General features: G+C 58.8%; 12 protein-coding genes. 9 read left to right on the forward strand and 3 right to left on the reverse strand.

Annotation, left to right across the window (positions count from 1 at the left end; all coding sequences use genetic code 11):
* Positions 1-3 precede the first annotated feature (3 nt).
* The 4 genes from hflC (at position 4) to cfaB (ending at position 5,509) form a co-directional block, all read left to right on the forward strand.
* Positions 4-1,053, forward strand: a complete 1,050-nt coding sequence (gene hflC, locus KDX30_RS02765; RefSeq protein ID WP_122398218.1) for a protease modulator HflC — start codon at positions 4-6, stop codon at positions 1,051-1,053.
* On the forward strand, positions 1,050-2,117 hold the full coding sequence (hflK, locus tag KDX30_RS02770) for a protease modulator HflK (RefSeq protein ID WP_231674904.1): 1,068 nt from the start codon (positions 1,050-1,052) through the stop codon (positions 2,115-2,117). Before hflC ends, hflK begins: the two co-directional genes overlap by 4 nt.
* Entirely contained in the window at positions 2,114-4,051 is a 1,938-nt protein-coding gene (locus tag KDX30_RS02775; protein WP_231674905.1) for a cation-translocating P-type ATPase, read from the forward strand. Before hflK ends, KDX30_RS02775 begins: the two co-directional genes overlap by 4 nt.
* A gap of 273 nt (positions 4,052-4,324) precedes the next feature.
* A complete protein-coding gene (cfaB, locus tag KDX30_RS02780) occupies positions 4,325-5,509 on the forward strand; it encodes a C17 cyclopropane fatty acid synthase CfaB (RefSeq protein WP_231674906.1) in 1,185 nt (394 codons plus the stop codon).
* Positions 5,510-5,689: 180 nt separating this feature from the next.
* Here the strand turns inward: cfaB and cls are convergent, their stop codons facing one another.
* Positions 5,690-7,129 carry a cardiolipin synthase gene (gene cls / locus KDX30_RS02785; protein ID WP_231674907.1) on the reverse strand — a complete coding sequence of 480 codons (1,440 nt, stop codon included), beginning with the start codon at positions 7,127-7,129 and terminating at the stop codon, positions 5,690-5,692.
* Positions 7,130-7,298: 169 nt separating this feature from the next.
* On the opposite strand from cls, the gene KDX30_RS02790 reads away from it, so the two are divergent.
* Positions 7,299-7,820 (forward strand): DUF3617 domain-containing protein, encoded by a 522-nt coding sequence (locus KDX30_RS02790; RefSeq protein ID WP_027902491.1) that lies wholly within the window; start codon positions 7,299-7,301, stop codon positions 7,818-7,820.
* Here the strand turns inward: KDX30_RS02790 and folE2 are convergent.
* Positions 7,804-8,721 (reverse strand): GTP cyclohydrolase FolE2, encoded by a 918-nt coding sequence (gene folE2 / locus KDX30_RS02795; protein WP_231674908.1) that lies wholly within the window; start codon positions 8,719-8,721, stop codon positions 7,804-7,806. The two genes, KDX30_RS02790 and folE2, sit on opposite strands and share 17 nt — an antisense overlap.
* Before the next feature lie 107 nt (positions 8,722-8,828).
* On the opposite strand from folE2, the gene KDX30_RS02800 reads away from it, so the two are divergent.
* The 3 genes from KDX30_RS02800 (at position 8,829) to KDX30_RS02810 (ending at position 12,324) form a co-directional block, all read left to right on the forward strand.
* A complete protein-coding gene (locus KDX30_RS02800; protein WP_231674909.1) occupies positions 8,829-10,052 on the forward strand; it encodes an N-acetylmuramoyl-L-alanine amidase in 1,224 nt (407 codons plus the stop codon).
* Positions 10,053-10,465: 413 nt separating this feature from the next.
* Positions 10,466-11,674, forward strand: a complete 1,209-nt coding sequence (zigA, locus tag KDX30_RS02805) for a zinc metallochaperone GTPase ZigA (protein WP_231665565.1) — start codon at positions 10,466-10,468, stop codon at positions 11,672-11,674.
* Entirely contained in the window at positions 11,674-12,324 is a 651-nt protein-coding gene (locus KDX30_RS02810; protein WP_231665566.1) for a DUF1826 domain-containing protein, read from the forward strand. Before zigA ends, KDX30_RS02810 begins: the two co-directional genes overlap by 1 nt.
* A 150-nt stretch (positions 12,325-12,474) precedes the next feature.
* Here KDX30_RS02810 and KDX30_RS02815 read toward each other — a convergent pair whose 3' ends face one another.
* Complete coding sequence (locus KDX30_RS02815) at positions 12,475-12,810, reverse strand: hypothetical protein (protein WP_049827088.1); 336 nt, start codon at positions 12,808-12,810, stop codon at positions 12,475-12,477.
* Between the two features lie 53 nt (positions 12,811-12,863).
* Here KDX30_RS02815 and KDX30_RS02820 point away from each other — a divergent pair, with 53 nt between their 5' ends.
* Complete coding sequence (locus KDX30_RS02820) at positions 12,864-13,841, forward strand: CobW family GTP-binding protein (RefSeq protein WP_122398227.1); 978 nt, start codon at positions 12,864-12,866, stop codon at positions 13,839-13,841.
* The last annotated feature ends 1 nt before the right edge of the window (position 13,842 follow it).

The raw sequence follows: 13,842 nt of genomic DNA on the forward strand, positions 1-13,842 counted from the left end.
CCCTTGAGTCTGTTTCATAACCACGATCACGCCGGTCACGATCACAGCGGCCACGGCCATGACGGTCATCATCACGGTCACCACCATCACGGCGAATCATCCGGGGCCGCCTTTCCGTGGCGTCGAGGGATGCTCGCTGCATTGCTGATCGCATTTGCCGTGGCTGCGGCCAGTCTGGTGCAAGTGCGCTCAGGCGAGGCGACGGTGATTACGCGCTTCGGTAACCCTTCACGGGTGCTGCTGGAACCGGGTTTGAGCTGGCGCTGGCCTGCGCCTTTCGAGGCGGCAATACCAGTGGACTTGCGTTTGCGCACCACGTCCAGCGGTTTGCAGGACGTCGGCACCCGTGACGGGCTTAGGATCATCGTTCAGGCCTACGTCGCCTGGCAGGTTCAGGGTGATGCGGATAACGTGCAACGCTTCATGCGAGCTGTACAAAATCAGCCGGACGAAGCCGCGCGGCAAATCCGCACCTTCGTCGGCTCTGCGCTGGAAACCACGGCCAGCAGCTTTGATCTGTCGAGTCTGGTGAACACTGATGCCAGCCAGGTGCGGATCAGCGAATTCGAAAACCAGCTGCGTCAGCAGATTGATCAACAATTGCTCACCACCTATGGCGTGCGTGTGCTGCAGGTCGGGGTTGAGCGTTTGACCCTGCCATCGGTGACGCTCAACGCAACCGTGGACCGGATGCGTGCCGAGCGCGAAACCATTGCGACTGAGCGTACTGCTGTGGGCAAGCGTGAAGCGGCGCAGATTCGCTCCGCAGCGGAGCGTGATGCGCGGATCGTTGAAGCAGACGCCACGGTCAAGGCCGCCGATATCGAAGCTCAATCCCGGGTCGAAGCTGCGCAAATCTATGGCCGTGCCTACGCCGGTTCGCCACAGCTCTATAACCTGTTGCGCTCACTGGATACGCTCGGGACCATCGTTACCCCGGGCACCAAACTGATTCTGCGCACCGATGCCGCTCCGTTCCGGGTGCTGGTCGATGGCCCGCCCAAGCTGGATGGCTCCTCAGCGCCGAGTGGCAAAGCCGGGTCGCAACCATGAGTGAGCACGACGCGTCAGGCAATCAACGACCGGTCGTGAATAATCCATGGATGCAGGCCAGCCGTCTGGCGTTCCTGGCTCTGTATGGCGTAACGATTCTGGCCGCGCTGACCTGGGCAGTGTCCAACGTGCGGCAGATTGATCCGCAGAACCGTGCCGTGGTGCTACGCATGGGCGCATTGGAGCGGATTCAGAACGCCGGACTGCTGACCGCCTGGCCGCAACCGTTTGAGCAGGTGGTGTTGCTGCCGTCTGCGGACCGGGTGATTGAGCGCCGTGTGGAAACCCTGCTGCGTTCTTTCGCGGCTGTGCAGGCCGACAAGGCTGCGAGCTTTGCTGCACCGATGAGCGATGCGCTGGCCGGTTCGGGTTATCTGCTGACCGGGGACGCCGGGGTGGTGCAACTGGACGTCACCGTTTACTACAAAGTCAGCGATCCGTATGCCTTCATTCTGCAGGGCGATCATGTGGCGCCAGCGCTGGACCGACTCGTCAACCGCAGTGCCGTGGCCCTGACGGCGGCGCGGGATCTGGACACGATTCTGGTCGCGCGCCCTGAACTGATTTCGGCCGACAGCCAGTCAGCCGAAAGACGTGAGCGCCTGCGTGGCGATCTGGTGCGCGGTATCAACCAGAGGCTTGCAGAGCTGAGTGCGACTGGCGTCGGCATTGGCGTCGAAGTGACCCGCGTCGATGTGCAATCGAGTTTGCCCGGCGCAGCTATCAACGCTTTCAACTCGGTTCTGACTGCCAGCCAGCTCGCTGATCAGGCCGTGGCAAATGCGCGAAACGACGCGGAAAAGTCTATTCAAGCGGCCAATCAGCAGGCAGACCGCACCCTGCAAGTGGCGCATGCCCAGGCATCTGAACGTCTGGCCAAAGCCCGCACCGATACGGCGACGGTAGCCAGCCTCAGCGAGTCGATGCACGCCGGGAGCGATCCCGGTCTGTTGCAGCGCCTCTATCGCGAACGCGTGCCAAAGATCCTCGGCCAGGCCGGTTCCGTGACCACCGTCGATCCCCGTGACGATTCCCGCCTGATCATTCAGGGAGCAGAACAATGAGTGGCGAAGCCGTTCACGAAGCCGTAGCAGCGTCCTCGGCGCAAAGCATGCTCAGCCCCCCCGAACAACGCAGCGCTGCGCGACAGTTGACCCTGGCGATGCTGGCCCTGGGGCTGCTGGGGTTGGGCTTGATCTGGCGTTTTGTCGCGCCGGATCAGAATGGCGTCAGTCAGCTTTTGTTGGGCGCGGCATCCCTGCTGGTGGCAATTCCGGTGGTCAGTGCCGGTTGGCACAGCCTGCGTTACCCCAGCCTGCATGGCGTCACCGATCAATTGATCGCGTTGGCGATGCTGGGTGCCTGGGCCACCGGAGACCTGATGACGGCCGCGTTGCTGCCGATCATCATGATCTTTGGCCATGTGCTGGAAGAGCGCAGCGTCATCGGTTCTCAGGAAGCCATTCAGGCATTGGGCCGCCTGACTCGCAGCCATGCACGGTTGATCAAGGCCGATGGCAGCGTGGAGGAAGTAGACAACTCGACGCTTGTCGCTGGCGATCAGGTCGAAGTGCGTGCGGGCGATCGTGTGCCTGCTGATGGGCGGGTAATCTCGGGTCAGGCCAGTCTGGACACTGCGCCGATCACCGGCGAGTCAGTGCCGCTGGAGGCAAGGGCCGGGATTGAGGTCTTCGGCGGGGCGATCAACCTCGACGGTTTGCTGCGTATCGAGGTGACGCGCACCGGCCAGGATTCCACGTTGGGCAAGGTGATCGCGCTGATGCAAAGCGCTGAACGATCCAAGCCACCGATCACCCGCTTGCTGGAGCGTTATGCGGGCAGCTACATGGTGCTGGTGTTGCTGATCGCCGCAGTCACCTGGTTCATCACGAATAATGCCCAGGCCATGCTCGCCGTGCTGGTTGCCGCTTGTCCCTGCGCGCTGGTGCTATCGGCTCCGGCTACCGCCATTGCAGGCATTGCCGTGGCGGCCAGGCACGGGATTCTGATTCGCAGCTCGGCCTTTCTGGAAGAGCTGGCCGACCTTACGTCGCTGGTCGTCGACAAGACCGGCACCCTGACTTTCGGCACGTTACGTATCGATTCTGTGCAGAGCGTTGGCCCGGAGTCGCCGCACCTACTTCCGTTGGCGGCAAGCCTGGGGAGCGCGAGCAGTCACCCGGTCAGCCGCGCGCTGGCCAGTCTGATTGCCAAGGATCAGCAGTTGGCGCTCAGCGATATCCGCGAGCTTCAGGGCTTGGGTGTCATCGCGACGAGTGAGCTGGGCATTGCTGCACTGGGCCGTCCGGAGTTGTTCGAGCGATTAGGTATTACCACTGCTGCTGTCCCGATTCACGATGGTCCGATTGCCGGTCTGGCACTAGACGGCGTGTTTCTCGGTTGGCTTTTACTGGCCGATACGCTTAAGCCAGAAGCCCGTGCCGCGCTGGCTGAATTACGCGAACTGGGCCTGGGTAGACAGTTGCTGTTGACGGGCGACCGGCACGCCGTGGCGAACACACTGGCACTGGAAGTCGGCATCACCGACGTGCAGTCCCAAGCCTTGCCCGAGGACAAACTGACCCGGGTACGGGCCGAAATCAGCCGCGGCTTCCGGCCTATGGTGGTGGGCGACGGCATCAACGACTCCCTTGCCCTCAAAGCGGGCGTAGTAGGCGTGGCCATGGGCGCAGGTGGTGCCGATATCGCGCTGGCGTCGGCAGACATCGTGCTGATTGGCAGTGATCTTCGAAGGCTGGGGACCTGTGTTCGATTGAGCCGACAGTGCCGCCGCACGCTGCAGGTCAACGTCATCATCGGCCTGGGTTGGACGCTTGCGATTGTGGCCCTGGCTGCGTTTGGCTGGCTAGGCGCGGCGGGGGCGATGGTCGCTGCGATTCTGCATAACCTGAGCACGCTGTTGGTCTTGGGTAACGCTGGCAGATTACTGCGTTTGCATGAGCCGTTGGGCGAGCTTTCAGCCACGGCGCAACGTTGAGTCAGTTATAGCTGGCATAAACGGCGAACCAGAGCGGTTCGTTAAGTATAAAAATTTGCTTGAGGTTTGAAGAACTCTGTTACAAATTAACAGTCAGTCATGAAGAGTGCTGCATTTCAGCCTCCATGTCTGGCTCGGATCAGGTGGGGTATAAGTCGTTCCCGGAAGTCGATTCGTAGTTATTGGCTATAGCGCCTATAGCGGGTTGGTTCTAATTCAGAACTGATCCTCAACTACGCTTTTCAAGTTCTTGATCATTGGGGGTTTACTCAAATGCTCGCGCAACTTCCACCGGCCTTACAGAATCTGCACCTTCCGCTGCGTCTCAAGCTCTGGGACGGTCATGAACTCGACCTCGGGCCCACGCCGAGCGTGACGATTTTCGTCAAAGACCCCCAACTGGTTTCCGATTTTTCCCACCCAAGCCTCGACCTTCTTGGCAGTGCCTTCGTGGAAGGCCGGCTGGACATGGAAGGCTCCATCAGTGAAGTCATGCGGGTTTGCGATGAGCTGACCCAGGCGCTGGGTGACGAAGATCAGGAGGGTGGCCCGACTCGCTGCCCCCATGACAAAGCCACCGATGCGGCGTCGATTTCCTACCATTACGATGTCTCCAATGAGTTCTATCAGCTCTGGCTGGACAAGGAGATGGTGTATTCCTGCGCCTATTTCAAAACCGGCAATGAAAGCCTCGAGCAGGCGCAGCAGGACAAATTCCATCACCTGTGCCGCAAGTTGCGGCTCAAACCGGGCGAGTATTTGCTGGATGTCGGCTGTGGCTGGGGTGGATTGGCCCGCTTTGCCGCCCGTGAATATGGCGTGAAAGTGCTCGGCATTACCTTGAGTCGCGAGCAACTGAAGCTGGCCAGAGACCGGGTCATGGCTGAAGGTCTGGAGAAGTTGGTTGACCTGCAGTTGCTGGACTATCGAGATCTGCCTCAGGACGGTCGCTTCGACAAAGTAGTCAGCGTCGGAATGTTCGAGCACGTCGGCCACGCCAACCTGGCGCTTTACGCCCAGCGTCTGTTTGGCGCGGTGAAGGAGGGCGGGCTGGTGATGAATCACGGTATTACCGCCAAGCATATCGACGGTCGCCCGGTGGGGCGTGGGGCGGGTGAGTTCATTGGCCGCTATGTTTTCCCGAACGGCGAGTTACCCCACGTATCGCGAATCAGCGCTGACATCAGCGAGGCTGGGCTGGAAGTGGTCGATGTCGAAAGCCTTCGCCTGCATTACGCGAAAACCCTGGAGCACTGGAGCTCCCGGCTGGAAACGCATCTGGAGCAGGCCGCTGCCATGGTCCCGGAACAGACGTTACGGATCTGGCGCTTGTACCTGGCTGGCTGCGCTTACGGGTTTGCCCACGGCTGGATCAACCTGCATCAGATTCTGGCAGTCAAACCTCGTGCGGATGGCAGTCATGATCTGCCGTGGACGCGGGCCGACATCTATCGTTAATTGATCAACGCGCAGTAGTTTTCACTCAGTCTCTGTAGACGCGCACGAGCACGGGGAGCCGCGATGGCGGTGCATCAGACGGAGCGCGATCGCTGAATCGCGGTGCTCCTGAGCGACTACAGAAAAGCATTACATATTAGATAGTTATTTTTTGTTGATAGGAGCAGGTCTCTTGTCACCTCACAGGATCGGGGATATCAAACGCGCCACGCGCATGCCCAGTTGTTGCAAGTGGTGCGTCTCTCTACTTTCCTCGATTGAAACCTCATGCGCCAACGCGAAATCATCGTTGAGCATTTGCTCCACCTCGCTGGCGAAATCGCTGTCGACCGTGAGCAACATCAGTTCGAAATTCAGGCGGAACGAGCGGTTGTCGAGGTTGGCGCTGCCGATCGCAGTGATCTCGTTATCCACTAGCACGACCTTCTGGTGCATGAAGCCTGGCCCGTAACGGAACACCCGTACGCCGGCGCGTACCGCTTCGAAGGCGAACAGCGTTGAGGCCGCATACACCACGTAATGATCCGGGCGCGACGGCAATAGAAGACGGACATCAACGCCGCGCAACACTGCAAGGTGCAAGGCTGCCGACACCGCTTCATCGGGCACGAAGTACGGACTGGTTATCCATACCCGCTCTGTCGCCGCGTGAATCGCTTCGACGAAAAACAACGAGCATGTTTCCTGTTTGTCTGCGGGCCCACTGGTCAGCAGTTGGCAGAGCAGGCCGTCTTCCGGAAAACTGTCCGGCAGGCTCAAAGGCGGCAACTCGCGTGTCGCCCAGAACCAGTCCTCGGCAAACGACTCCTGCAGGCAAGCAACTACAGGCCCGATCACTTGCACATGGGTGTCACGCCACGGCGCGAGAGGTGGCTTGAGCCCGACGTATTCGTCGCCGACGTTATGCCCGCCGAGGAAGCCTTTCGTACCGTCAACGACTACGATCTTGCGGTGGTTGCGGAAGTTGATCTGGAACCTGTTGAGCCAGCCGCCACGGGTTGCGAATGCCTTGATCTGCACGCCACCTTTGCGCAGTTTTTCGCTGTAGCTGCCCGGCAGTGCGTGACTGCCAATGCCGTCGAAAAGCACGTACACGGCCACGCCTTCTGCGGCCTTCTCCAACAGCAGGTCCTGCAAACGGCGGCCCAGTGCGTCGTCATGGATGATGAAGAACTGAATCAGGACTGTCTGTTTCGCCTCGCGGATGGCATCGAAGATTGCACTGAATGTCGCCTCGCCATTGATCAGCAGCTTCACTTCGTTGTTGGCGAGTGCCGGGGTGTTGCCCAGTTTTGGCATAGCGCGTAGTGACGCATACACTTCTGAGCGTCTGGCGGCGACCGCCTCTTCAATCCAGGGCCGCCAGTTCATGTCGCTGATGGCGGTGCGCATTTCCTGGTTGGCCTGACGTCGCGCCTTGATATACGCATCGAAGGAGCTACGGCCAAACACCAGGTAGGGAATCAGGGTGAAGTAGGGAATAAATACCAGCGGCATTGCCCAGGCGATCGAGCCTTGTGCCGTCCGCACTGTCAGCAATGCGTGAATCGCGGCGACAATCCCGAGCAGATGAATGAATCCAATGACATAGCCGAAGAAATACGGGCTGTGGTAATCCATTCGTGATCTTTCCTTACGCACTATTGCTGCTTAACAGACCACAGTGGGTGCGGATTGTCGCTATTTTATTCGCGGTGCAACTGGCTGCATGATCTGCCGTCTAAGCCTCATCGTCCGGCGACCACGTTCGGTTGCTCCTGTCCCTTATGGGTTGAACAAGGATCCAGTAATGAAGAAGTCCACCTTGGCATTGATGTGCTGTCTGGTCGCGCCATTGGCTCAGGCGCAAATGCTGCAACCCGGCTTGTGGGAGCTGACGTCCAGTAACATGCAAGTGGACGGACAGGCCATGCCTGACCTGCAAATGATTCTGGGGCAGCTGAAAAACCTGCCGCCAGAACAGCGTGCCATGGTCGAGCGCAATCTTGAAAACCAAGGCGTAACGCTCGCGGGTAAAGGCGTGCGCTTTTGTCTGACCGATGCTCAGGTCAAAGGCGATGACATCCCGCTGACTGATCCGAAGTCCGGCTGCACGCAGCGCATCACCGAACGCAACGGCAAAAACTGGAAATTCACCTTCAGTTGCCCGAAAGCCCAAGGCAACGGCCAGGCTCAGTTCCTGAGTGACCGAGAGTTCACCACCCACGTTATCGGCACCTTCAATGCCACCGGCCAGCAGCAGAACGGCAGCATGGACACGCGTGCGGTATGGCAGGGCGCGCAGTGCGGTGCGGTCAAACCGCGGACTTGATAGGCTTACTCCCCACGGCGCTCCAACTGCTTTGAGCGACAGCGTCGTGGGCATGCAGGCTTTCGGCGTGCACCACCTTCACCGTGAAGGCCTTCAGCGTCGGATTGAGCTGTAATGCGTGATGCAGGCGGCGGGCAGCGTCTTCGCAGAACATCAGGTTCTGCCCGTTCGCCAATGCGAAGGCCTGCTCATCTGCTCGTTTGACTGCCGTTTGTACGGCGGTCCCGAGCGCAGCTTCAGCTTGATCAATCAAGTGAAGAAGCGGTAATTCTTGAGATAAATCATCGAGTTGCACATGTAAATGCGCAGTGCTTCGTTGGCTGTGCGGCGTTGCAACGATGCCTTCCGCAGTCCCTAGCCATTCCAGAACACGTTGAAACTCAAGCTCGGTGCTGGCGAAGTCCGCAGCGAATTGCTGTTGGATCAGCTGCCTGGCCAACGCCGCTGAGCAGGGGCAGGTGGACGAGTAGGCCACGTCAATTTTTAGTTCCACGTGGAACATATCGTTTTCAGCGCTCGCCAAGATGCTGATTGGATAGGCTTTCCAGCCTGCCAACGGGCTGATCAGCGCCGGACGTTTCAGTAAGCACTCGGTGTGAATATTTAGATAGGCACGCCGGGACAAGCCGTCGTGACTGTCGAGAAAGCTCATCAGCACCTGCCGGATCGAGTGCATGCTCAGCTCTTTGTCTTCCAGTGATTCAAGCGCGAGGTACAGACGCGACATGTGAATGCCTCTGGCGCTGCCATCATCCAGACTCACCCCCGCATCGACCTTGGCGCTGACGTGCTGTCCCTCAATGCGCACTGGCATGGCGATGCCACACATACCTACCCAATCCAGCGGCTGTGTCTGGCGGGAAGTTTGTGCGGCGATATCCGGAAGTGAAGCAAGTTTCATGAAAGAGGCCATCTGTCAGGTAAATCATCACGTTATACTATAACTATAATTTCGACGATTTCTTTTTTTTGGGCCGGGATGCTCTTCACCTTCGAATGGGTCACCGCATGCATCGCCGTCAAATTCTGCTCAATTTCTTGCTGGCCAGTGCCGCCTTTGCCTTGCCATTGGGCGTCAACGCAGCCCAGATCCGCAACGCCCGCCTGTGGCGTACTGCCGATAAACTCCGGCTGGTGCTGGATCTCAGTGGTCCAGTGCAATACAAGACCTTCACCCTCGGCGCACCTGACCGACTGATCATCGATATAAGCGGCGCGCGCCTGAGTGGTGATTTCAGTCAGCTTGCACTGCAAGACACGCTGATCAAATCCATCCGCTCCGGGCATTACGGTCAGGGTGATGACACGCGCATCGTTCTTGATCTGACCGGGCCTGTGAAGCTCAACAGCTTTCTGCTCGGGCCTGCTGGCGATCAGGGCCATCGGTTGGTTCTGGACCTGGGCGCAGAGGGGGCCGCTCCACAACAACTGGCGGCGCAGCCGGTGCAACGTGCGCCGGTGGTCAGTGACAAGCAGCACCCCAAGCGCAACATCATGGTGGTGGTCGATCCGGGACATGGCGGTAAGGACCCCGGCGCGGTAGGTTCCAAGGGCGAGCGGGAAAAAGATGTGGTGTTGTCTATTGCCCAGCTGTTGGCCAAGCGACTGAAGCGGGAGAAAGGCTTCGATGTGCAACTGGTGCGCAACGATGACTTCTTCGTACCCCTACGCAAGCGCGTTGAGATTGCTCACAAACACAACGCCGACATGTTTATCTCGGTGCATGCCGACGCAGCACCGCGTTTGACGGCTTCCGGTGCATCAGTATTTGCTTTGTCCGAGGGCGGCGCTACCTCCGCCACTGCACGCTTCATGGCACAGCGCGAAAATGGCGCGGACTTGTTGGGCGCAACCAGCTTGCTCAACCTCAAAGACAAGGACCCGATGCTGGCCGGGGTCATTCTCGATATGTCGATGAACGCCACCATCGCCGCCAGCCTGCAGCTGGGCAATACCATTCTCGGTAGCCTGGCGAACATCACCACCCTGCACCAGAAACGCGTCGAACAGGCTGGCTTCGCCGTTCTCAAATCGCCGGATGTGCCGTCGATTCTGGTGGAAACCGGATTCATCTCCAATGCCAAAGACAGTCAGCGGCTTGTGACGGCCCGCCATCAACAGGCGGTGGCGGATGGATTGTTTGAAGGGTTGCAGCGCTATTTTCAGCGTAATCCGCCGATTGATTCGTACATGGCGTGGCAGCAGGAGCAGAAGCGGGCCGGCCAGGTTTAGCTTTCTACTCTCGGAGCTTTGAGTGTCTTGTCACCACGCTGTCTTGCGGCAAACAGAGACTCGTGGGACCGGATATATCCGGGAAGGTGGCATTCTGGCGATAAAGGTGCTGTGAACGTCCCGGCCTCTTCGCGAATGAATTCGCTCCCACTGGTTCTGTGTGAACTCAGATTAGCACCGGACACCCCGCTGTCGCGCAGCAAAAATGGGCCCTGTAGGAGCGCGCTTGCCCGCGATTGCGTCAGCGCAGACGACATATTTATCGACTGACAGAAAGCATCGCGGGCAAGCGCGCTCCTACAAAGACAGTTTACTACTTGCATTGTTATACTATAACATCTTCGGGTGATTGAACGGTGCCTCGCGCCGCCATGCGAACAGGGTCTAAACCCTGCAACCTGATGAGAATACCGATGCCAAACCGTCTTCCCGTAACCGTGCTGTCCGGCTTTCTCGGTGCCGGTAAAAGCACACTGTTGAACTACATTCTGCGCAATCGCGAGGCTCTGCGGGTCGCCGTGATCGTCAACGATATGAGCGAAATCAACATCGATGGCGGCGAAGTTCAGCGTGATGTGAGCCTGAACCGCGCGGAAGAGAAACTCATCGAGATGAGCAACGGCTGCATTTGCTGCACCCTGCGCGAGGACTTGCTCGAAGAAGTCAGCCGTCTGGCCCAAGACGGGCGCTTTGATTATTTATTGATCGAATCCACCGGTATTTCCGAACCGTTGCCAGTCGCAGAGACCTTCACCTTTCGCGACGAGGCCGGTAAGAGCCTCACCGACATGGCTAGGCTGGACACCATGGTCACGGTCGTCGACGGGGTGAACTTCCTGCTCGACTATCAGGCCGCCGAGAGCCTCGCGACCCGGGGGGAGACCTTGGGTGAAGACGACGACCGCTCGATCACTGATTTGCTTATCGAACAGATCGAGTTCGCTGATGTGATTCTGCTCAGCAAGATCGACCTGATCAGTTCCAGCGAGCGCGAAGAGCTGATCGCCATCCTGCAGCGACTCAATGCGAATGCCGAAATAATTCCGATGGTGATGGGCGAGGTGCCGTTAGCGAAGATCCTCAACACCGGTCGTTTCGATTTCGAGCGGGCGTCACTCGCACCCGGTTGGCTCAAGGAGTTGCGCGGCGAACATACGCCGGAAACCGAGGAATACGGCATTGCTTCGACGGCTTACCGCGCTCGGCGGCCGTTTCACCCGGAGCGTTTCTTCAGCTTCATTGATCGGGAATGGACCAACGGCAAACTGCTGCGCTCCAAAGGCTTCTTCTGGCTGGCCAGCAAGCATCAGGATGCGGGCAGTTGGTCTCAGGCCGGAGGGTTGATGCGTCATGGTTTCGCTGGCCGCTGGTGGCGGTTCGTGCCGCGTGCGCATTGGCCTCAGGATGAAGAAAACATCACCGCAATCATGGACAACTGGACCTCACAAACCGGTGACTGCCGGCAAGAACTGGTGTTCATCGGCCAGAACATCGACTTTGCTCAGCTCACCGCTGAGCTGGATAACTGCCTGCTCACGGACGCCGAGATGGCTCTGGGCACCAATGGCTGGGTGGCGCTACCCGATCCGTTTGGCCCATGGCATGAAATGGAGGTGGCGTGATGTTAGCGACGGTATTGAAGTGGCAGCCCCGTATTCGTCAGGTGCAGGGCGACACTCCGGCCATTCTCAGCCAAGTACTGGAGGATGATGTGAATCTGGCAGTCTGGCAGCGTCAGTTGCCTGCGCACATCGAGGACTTTGGCGCATTACTGCTCTCTTTGAACGAGCCGCTTGCGGAGGCCATTACGCTGGAGATCAGTGATGAGAACGCTCAGCCTGACCTCCAGACCTTCGCCTCTGCTTATGCTGACCTTGAAGGCTATGAGGGTTTCATCGCCGACGTGTCATGGCTGATCAGCGCTTACGCCTGCCTGCTGGGCGCCAAACGTGTAGGCGTTCGGCTGCGAGTACTGGATAAAGCCATGTGTCCGCGTTTCCATGTCGATCATGTGCCGGTGCGCTTGATCACCACTTACGCGGGCATTGGCAGCCAATGGCTGAGAGAGGGGGCCATTGATCGCAGCCAGCTGGGCAAACCTCAGGCCGAGCCTTCGGATGCGCTGAATATCAGGCAGATCAACTGTGGCGATGTAGCGTTGCTCAAGGGCGAGCGCTGGGTTGGCAACGAAGGCCAAGGCCTGGTACACCGCTCGCCGCCGTTGCAGCGTGATGAGCGGCGGTTACTGTTGACCCTGGATTGGTTGGCTTGAGACTGGCAAATACGTTTGTTTGATCTGTAACGCTGACCTGTGGGAGCGAATTCATTCGCGAAGAGGCAGCTATAACCGATACATTTTTGTCATCTGGAACACCGCTTCGCGAATGAATTCGCTCCTACCGTTGCATTGCAAGCCCGCCCCTCAAGGCACCAGCCACTTCCCCTGACTCTGCCCCTCGCAAAATGGCTTCAAGTACTGCGCATCGCTGGCGACGCCGTAATAGTGAATGTCTTCGCGATAAGGCATATTGGCGACTTGTGCGTTGCTGCAAATTCCAAACGCTCCAGTGGGGCATTGCTCCAGGAACGTCACATCGGTTTTCTGCCCAGCGAGTTGCGGCTGGCAAAAGCCGTCGTGAAACAGCTTGGGCGGTATGTTGCGATTGGCCTGACAGACTTTCACGTCCAGCCGCTCGGCCTGGCTGTGTACCAGACACGCCTCGGCCTGTGCGTTTCCTGCACCCGTTGCCAGTAACATCCCCAGAAACATCCCGATTCTGGCCTTAAACGCCTTCGTCATAAGCGACCACCATGCTGCAGAACATCCCGACCCACGTCATCGGCGGACCATTGGGGGCTGGCAAGACCAGCCTCATCAAACATCTGTTGGCGCAAAAGCCGGCAGATGAACGATGGGCGATCCTCATCAATGAGTTCGGTCAGATCGGCCTCGACGCCGCACTGCTGACCACGGCCGCCGATGGTATCGCACTTGGCGAAGTGGCTGGCGGTTGCCTGTGCTGTGTCAACGGCGCGCCCTTTCAGATTGGCTTGGGTCGTTTACTGCGCAAGTCCAGACCCCATCGGTTGCTGATCGAGCCGTCCGGCCTTGGCCATCCCGTGCAGTTGATCGAACAGTTGCAGCAAGCGCCCTGGCTGGGTGTGCTCACGGTTCAGCCCAGCGTGATGGTCCTCGACGCAGCCGCACTGGCGACGGGGCATCCGCTGCCGCCCAGTCAGGCTTCGGCGCTGACTGCTGCGGGGTTGCTGGTACTGAATAAATCAGCGGATCTGAATGCTGCGGCGCGCCAGAGGCTCATTGAACAGTTGCCTGCGGGCAAGTTGATCTGGACAGAGCAGGGCCGGATCTCACTGGCTGAGTTGCCCGGCATTTCAGCACGGCCCGATCTGCTTGTGGATAAATCTGCTGTGGATAACCTCGCCATCCCCAAGAGCCTGGGGCAGCTTCCTGCTGTATGGGCTGATCCAGTACAACCGATTTGTCTCAGTCAGGCTCAACAGGAAGGCTGGAGCATCGGCTGGCGTTGGCACCCCAGCCAGCGTTTGGATCTGACCCGTGTGGAAATATGGTTGCAGGGAATGAACTGGCGTCGCGCCAAACTGGTGATTCACAGCGAAAGAGGTTGGGTGTCAGGCAATGCTGTCGCGGGGGATACTGTGCAGTGGCAAGTCAGTGAGTGGCGACGGGATTCACGGCTGGAATTGATTTTCACACAGCCTCAGGATGAACCGCGCTTACAGGCTGAACTGGCTACGTGTTTGCTCTGAC

Source organism: Pseudomonas quasicaspiana, from assembly GCF_021147825.1.
In the GTDB taxonomy this organism is placed as follows: Bacteria; Pseudomonadota; Gammaproteobacteria; order Pseudomonadales; family Pseudomonadaceae; genus Aquipseudomonas; species Aquipseudomonas quasicaspiana.